The sequence below is a fragment of the Schnuerera sp. genome (assembly GCF_035459645.1).
GTDB lineage: Bacteria > Bacillota > Clostridia > Tissierellales > Tepidimicrobiaceae > Schnuerera.
This window is the reverse complement of the sequence record NZ_DATHXO010000202.1, coordinates 1-6152: the sequence shown is the minus strand read 5'-3', so window position 1 is coordinate 6152 and position 6152 is coordinate 1. Positions and strand designations below refer to the sequence as shown.

Here is a 6152-nt window from a genome sequence, read left to right as displayed (position 1 = left end):
ATTTATTGTTATGGCAGTTTATTTAATAGTGTTTTTTATAACCATATCCCAATATGGAGTTCATCAGTTAAAAAGGGAAATATGGCCTTCCATAGCCGTTATAAAAGAAGTAGATCTACCAGGATATTTTTTAGAAAATCTAGACGGAATTGTAATGGCTGCTTGGGTAATGGTAATATATGGGACTATGGGGCCTTTTCTCCATGCTTCCGGGGTTATATTAAGTAATATATTTAGTATTAAAAAACATGAATTATTTATTCCTTTTTTAGTTCCTATTATATACTCAATATCATTATTACCGGATAATTTAATAATAACCAATAAAGTCATGGGGATGATTTTAAATTATCTTGCATTGATTTCAATAATAATTCTTCCCACCATTATCTTTTTACTAGCTTGTATTAAAAGGAGGAAGAACAAATTATGAAGGAGAAATTATTTATAATATTGATGCTTTCCTTATTTTTTATATCAGGATGCTGGGACAAGGCAGAAATAGAACAAAGAACATTTGTATCCGATATCGGAGTTGATTTAAATAAAAAGGGAGAAATGAATAGATTTATTGTTACTTATCAATATCCAAATATAAATGCAATTGGAAAAAACGCTACTGAAGATAAAAAATCCTATGTATTATCAACGCCTTGTAGTAGCATATTTCAAGCCGGCAGAGAACTTAGCACACGTGTCCCTTTTCCTTTTTACTATAAACATGTAAAGGTATTAATATTAGGAGAAGAGTTATTACATGAGGAAAATTTAGTACGGGAAGTAATAGATGAACTAAATAGAGATACTAAGATAAATAAAAAGGTACAAATTCTTGTAGCAGAAGGAAAGGCAAAAGATATAATAGAAGCAAATATTACCCGTGAACAAACAGTAGATGGGGTTATATACTCTACAGTAAAAGACAATAAAACCTCTAGTAGATTTACATCCCAAACTCTAACAGGGCTGATTTCTAATTTTGATTTTTCTGGAGTATCCCTTATTCCTCGGGTTACTATAATAGATGATAGATATGTAATTTCCGGTGGATGTATAATGAAAAATTATAAATATGTAGCTTGGATAGATGAAAAAGAAAATAGAGCTATCAGCTTGTTGAACAATAAAGTAAATAACGAGACTATGGATGTAATCTATGAAGGGGATTTAGTATCATATACGATAACTAATGCTAAATCTACTAAAAAAGTAGAATTTAATGATGAAATAAATGTGAACTTTTCAATCAGAACTGAAGGCTATATACAAGGATATATTATGGATGGGGAGAAAACTACTTTTGACAATGAGGTTTTAGAGGAAATGGAAAAAACCATAGAAAAAGATATTAAAAAAGAATTGGATAAAACTATAGACAAACTCCAAAAAACATATAAAGCAGATGTAATTGGAGTGGGAGAACATATAAGTAAATTTGAATCTAAAGACTGGAAAAAAATAAAGAATAACTGGGATAATATCTTCCCAGATATAAATATCAATACAACAGTAGATGTGAAGATAAGAAGAACAGGACTGACTAAATGACAAACTTTGTCAATGCACAAATGCAGGGGAACTGTGGTCTCGGAGAAATCCCAAAGCTAGATCCTTCGTAGGTAAGTCTAATACTGCCATCCTCAGGATGACTGTTTTTGTCATTCTGAGCTAATCGAAAAACAATTGCCTAACGAAGCGAAGAACAATTGCCTAACGAAGCGAAGAACAATTGCCTAACGAAGCGAAGAACAACTGTCTAACGAAGTGAAGAACAATTGCCTAACGAAGCGAAGAACAATTGCCTAACGAAGCGAAGAACAATTGCTTCTGTCATTCTGAGCGAAGCGAAGAATCTCGAATGTATAAAAAAACAGATATAGGAAATAATTAATATTGAAAGTAAAAAACGACTTAGGAGGAATTAAGATGAAATATAAAAAAACAATCCTTAGTTTGGCATTATTAATTATTACTATCATTTATATAATCCATCCATATATTGCTGAGAGAGGAGCACATGTAGATGGATTTAAAGATCAAATAATACGATTCCATATTAAAGCCAATAGTGACAAAGAGGAAGACCAAGCTTTAAAATTAAAAATAAGGGATGAAATATTAAAAGATACAAAATCACGTTTTGGAAATAGTAAATCTTTAGATGAAACTAGAAAACTAGTTGAAAAGAATCTAAACAATATAAAATTAATTGCTGAAAAAACAATAGAAGATGAAGGCAAAGATTTTCCAGTAGAAGTATCCTTAGGAATAAAGAATTTTCCTACAAGAAAATATGGAAATATTATGTTTCCTGCAGGAGAATATGAAACATTGGAAGTAATTATAGGAGAAGGTAAAGGCAAGAACTGGTGGTGTGTTATGTTTCCTCCTTTATGTTTTATAGACATTAATCATAGCGATGCTATCAAAGTAGAAGAAGAACTAGAAGAAGTACTTACAGAAGAAGAAATAGACCTTCTCCTTGCTGATAAAGAACCCCCTATAATATTAAAATCCAAAATAAAAGAAGTATTAGAAAAAACAAAAACATATTTAGCAGATATTTTAGCAGAAAAAGAATAAAAATGCCACCAAGATAAACTTTGGTGGCATTTTTTGTGTCATCCTGAGGTTAGCAGAATAGGACGATTCTTGAAGGAACCAATTCTTATCTCAATAGATTAATTATAGTTTCATAAACTAGCTTTGGTGCAACATTGAAAGAATAGTCCTTCTCCAACCTTTCTGTAAATTTATGAGCATCCTTACCAAAAGGACCTATATTTACAACAGGAAGGTTTAATCTTTGCATATCTTCAATAGGTAGATTATACTTTGCTCCAAATCCAGGCATATTGTTTTTCAGAGAATCAACAGCATTTTCTTCCCTAGGAGCTGCTGCATAGCTTAAATCGGAGATATAAGGATAGAATTTTTTCATTTCAATATCATAATCAGAATCTATTTCATCTATAACTTGATTTACTGTATTCAACAATTTTTTCTCCAATGGAGATTCACCTTTCACATAAATATGTGGGTAATAAGGTGGTGAAAAATAGACTACAACTACTGGATTTTTATCAGACCACATATTATGAACAGCTTCTACCATCTTTAAAGCAAATATTCTTGCGTCAATGTCCTCATCTGCAAGTAGTTCTTCTTTTAATTTATCTATTACATCATCGAGCTCTTTGCCTTTTTCTTCTTTTACTTTCTCATATAGTTCTTCATAGGAAATAACTTTAGTTTCCCAAGGTAGTTTTTCATAAGGGAAATTATTAGATTTACAATACTTTTTATATTCTTCATTTAAATCATCGATTACTTTTTGGAATGCTAAATTGGTACCATCTATAACCTTATCCATCATTTGGTCTGGAGTACTGCTATGAGTGCCAAAATTGAAATATAAATAACTAGTTTTAGCCGTTTGGACAGAATACTCAGGCTTTAAATCCTGTTGTCGTAAAGATATAGGTGGCACAGTTACCTCACCCTCTGCTTCATCACAATACTTAGTATTAAAATCGATTTCTTTTACTATAGCTGAAGAAAGATGATTAGGGTCAAGACCTTTAAAAGGGTCTCCTCCATGGGCTTCAGAACCAACTATATAAAAACTTGGCATCAATTTTCCCACAGTTCCGACATATACATACCTAGTATTATCTCCCTCATATCTAGGAGCCATATAATCAGTATCGATTACAGCTTGGTATTGAAAACCTTCTTCTTTCTCTAATTTAGTCAACTCTGGAACAGCTGAAAGCATACCACTTGAATTGCCTTCTTCATCACATACAGCAGCAAATACAATATTGCCTTCAAAATCTTCTACATCATCTGAAATGGATTCTACTATAGTCATTAAAGTAGCTACACCACATTTCATATCAAATACTCCTCGACCAAATAGATATTCCCCTGATTCTAAGTCCTTTAAGGCATCTTCTGGAAGAGATACTGTTTTAAACTTTTCTGCTAATTCTAAAGGTTTAGTTGCATAGTCTTTTAAAACTCCATAATCAGAAATACCAACTGTATCTGTATGTCCTATTAATACTACAGTTTTATTACTATTGCCTTTTTCACCTTTAACCACTGCCATTACACTTTTTCTTTCCAGAGGATCATCTTTTACAGGGACATATTTTACCATTTCAGGATGTTTTTTAAAATAGTCCATTTCGATGAACTTTTCATATACTTTTTCAACTACATTATTTTCTTCCTTTGTTCCTACAACGCCACGAATTTCTGCCAATTCTAAAGTGAGTTTCTCAATTTTTTTGCCTAAATCTTCATTCATTTTATCTCCTCCTAAGATGAAATTTTTTTAGTATGTCAATATTAATTGTTAACCTTAGCTTTATCATAATATTTTGGATTACTAAAGAACTCATTTTTCAAATCCTTTACTTCATTGGACAACATCAATAATCCAATCATATTTGGAATAATTATTGTTGCTAATAGTATATCTAAGAAATTATAAAGAAATTCAATACCACCATATACTCCTAAAATGATAGATATTAAATATACTACAACCATTATATTTGAAAACTTACTACCGAACAAGAATTCTGCCTGTGTTTTTCCATAATAGGTAATAACTATAATAGTTGACAGTACAAATAAAAGTATACTTATGGTTACAACTCCTCCACCGATACTATCTCCTAATAATTGTTGGAAAGCTACTGCTGGCATACTTGCTGCTTGATCAGTAGGAACTATTTTATAAACACCAGAAACTAATATAACTAAGGCTGTAATAGTACATACTATAACAGTGTCAACTACAATTTCAAATAGACCCCACATAGCTTGACGTACAGGATGATCGGTAACTGCTGCAGCATGAGCTATAGGTGCAGTACCCATTCCAGCTTCATTTGAATATACTCCTCTTGCAGTACCCCATCTTAAAGCTTGAGCCAATGTTGCTCCAGCTATTCCGCCGGTAGCAGCTATTGGGGTAAAAGCATGTTTAAATATAAGACCAAATGCCCTTGGTAATTCTGTAATATTCACAATAATAATTATTAAACCACCTAAAAGATATAATAGAGCCATAAAAGGAACTAATTTTTCAGTAAAAGTAGCAATCCTTCTTATACCACCAAAGACTACCAAACCAACAAGAATTACGAGAATTCCACCTGTGACCCAGTTAGGAATATTAATAGTACCTGCTGTTTGAACTGCAGAAACAGCTTGCGTTGCAATAGAAGGTATTAATTCAATCATCAAGAAGAATGAGAATATGATACCTAAAGCTTTACCTAGGCCAGATTTAATACCTTTACTTAAGAAATACATAGGGCCACCTACATAATCGCCTTCTTCATTTTTTTCTCTGTATTTAATACCTAATACTATTTCTGAAAATTTAGCTGCACTAGCTATTAAAGCTACAATCCACATCCAGAAAACAGCACCTGGACCACCAAAGGCAATAGCTACAGGTACTCCAACTATATTAGAGGCCCCAATAGTTGAAGCTAAAGCAGCGGTCGCAGCTTGGAAAGGAGAAACGGTCCCTTCCCCTTCGGGTTTAGCAAATATTTTCCCAAAAGTTTCTCTCATTGCAAAAGGGAAATATTTAAATTGAAAAAACCCTAACTTAATAGTTAAAATAATACTACCCCCAACTAAAATTACCATCATTGGAATTCCCCAAAGCCAGTTAGAAAAATTTACAATAGCATCTACAAAAGTTTGCATTATATCCCTCCTAATTTTTTGAAATTAGTGTCTTAAACCCAGTAGAATAAACCTTAAATTCACCTCCTTTTGTAATCATTGTAAAATTAAACAATTAAATATTATCTGAATATTTAATATTGCAAAAATTATACCAATAATCAAAATATGGATTGAAGAATTAATATATTATGTTTTAGTTAAGAATATACTCATTTATTTATGTTTTTTTATTATATAAAAAGATTCTAAAATTATTCTATATAATAAAAAAACAGGATAAGGCAAATATTTTTTTGCATTTCCTGTTTTAAAGTAAAAAATAATTATGTTTGTATTTATCTTATTTCTATTCCATAGTTATCCATTTTATACTTTAAAGTTTGTCTTGAAATTTTTAAAAGTTTAGCAGCTTCATTTAAAGTTTCGCTGCTTTC

At 31.4% G+C, this 6152-nt stretch carries 6 protein-coding genes; 3 read left to right on the top strand and 3 right to left on the bottom strand.

All coding sequences use genetic code 11. The features are described 5' to 3' along the window. The 3 genes from VK998_RS04835 to spoIIR form a co-directional block, all read left to right on the top strand. Nucleotides 1-433, top strand: a 433-nt coding sequence (locus tag VK998_RS04835; protein WP_325226125.1) for a GerAB/ArcD/ProY family transporter, incomplete at its 5' end; no start/stop codon positions are given. Then, nucleotides 430-1548, top strand: a complete 1119-nt coding sequence (locus VK998_RS04830) for a Ger(x)C family spore germination protein (protein ID WP_325226119.1) — start codon at nt 430-432, stop codon at nt 1546-1548. The genes VK998_RS04835 and VK998_RS04830, both read left to right, overlap by 4 nt. A gap of 378 nt (nt 1549-1926) precedes the next feature. Then, nucleotides 1927-2583 carry a stage II sporulation protein R gene (spoIIR, locus tag VK998_RS04825; RefSeq protein WP_325226117.1) on the top strand — a complete coding sequence of 219 codons (657 nt, stop codon included), beginning with the start codon at nt 1927-1929 and terminating at the stop codon, nt 2581-2583. 85 nt (nt 2584-2668) lie between these two features. On the opposite strand, the gene VK998_RS04820 is transcribed toward spoIIR, so the two are convergent. The 3 genes from VK998_RS04820 to VK998_RS13005 form a co-directional block, all read right to left on the bottom strand. Continuing rightward, nucleotides 2669-4315, bottom strand: a complete 1647-nt coding sequence (locus VK998_RS04820; RefSeq protein WP_325226114.1) for a M20/M25/M40 family metallo-hydrolase — start codon at nt 4313-4315, stop codon at nt 2669-2671. A gap of 41 nt (nt 4316-4356) precedes the next feature. After that, nucleotides 4357-5736: an alanine/glycine:cation symporter family protein gene (locus VK998_RS04815; protein WP_325226112.1), complete on the bottom strand. Its 1380-nt coding sequence runs from the start codon at nt 5734-5736 to the stop codon at nt 4357-4359. Nucleotides 5737-6053: 317 nt separating this feature from the next. Then, nucleotides 6054-6152, bottom strand: a 99-nt coding sequence (locus VK998_RS13005) for a helix-turn-helix domain-containing protein (RefSeq protein ID WP_414713565.1), incomplete at its 5' end; no start/stop codon positions are given.

What these genes read in the sequence shown, in the direction of transcription:
- VK998_RS04820 (WP_325226114.1), bottom strand. Translation starts at nt 4,315, where the DNA reads ATGAATGAAGATTTAGGCAAAAAAATTGAGAAACTCACTTTAGAATTG.
- VK998_RS04815 (WP_325226112.1), bottom strand. Translation starts at nt 5,736, where the DNA reads ATGCAAACTTTTGTAGATGCTATTGTAAATTTTTCTAACTGGCTTTGG.
- VK998_RS04830 (WP_325226119.1), top strand. Translation starts at nt 430, where the DNA reads ATGAAGGAGAAATTATTTATAATATTGATGCTTTCCTTATTTTTTATA.
- spoIIR (WP_325226117.1), top strand. Translation starts at nt 1,927, where the DNA reads ATGAAATATAAAAAAACAATCCTTAGTTTGGCATTATTAATTATTACT.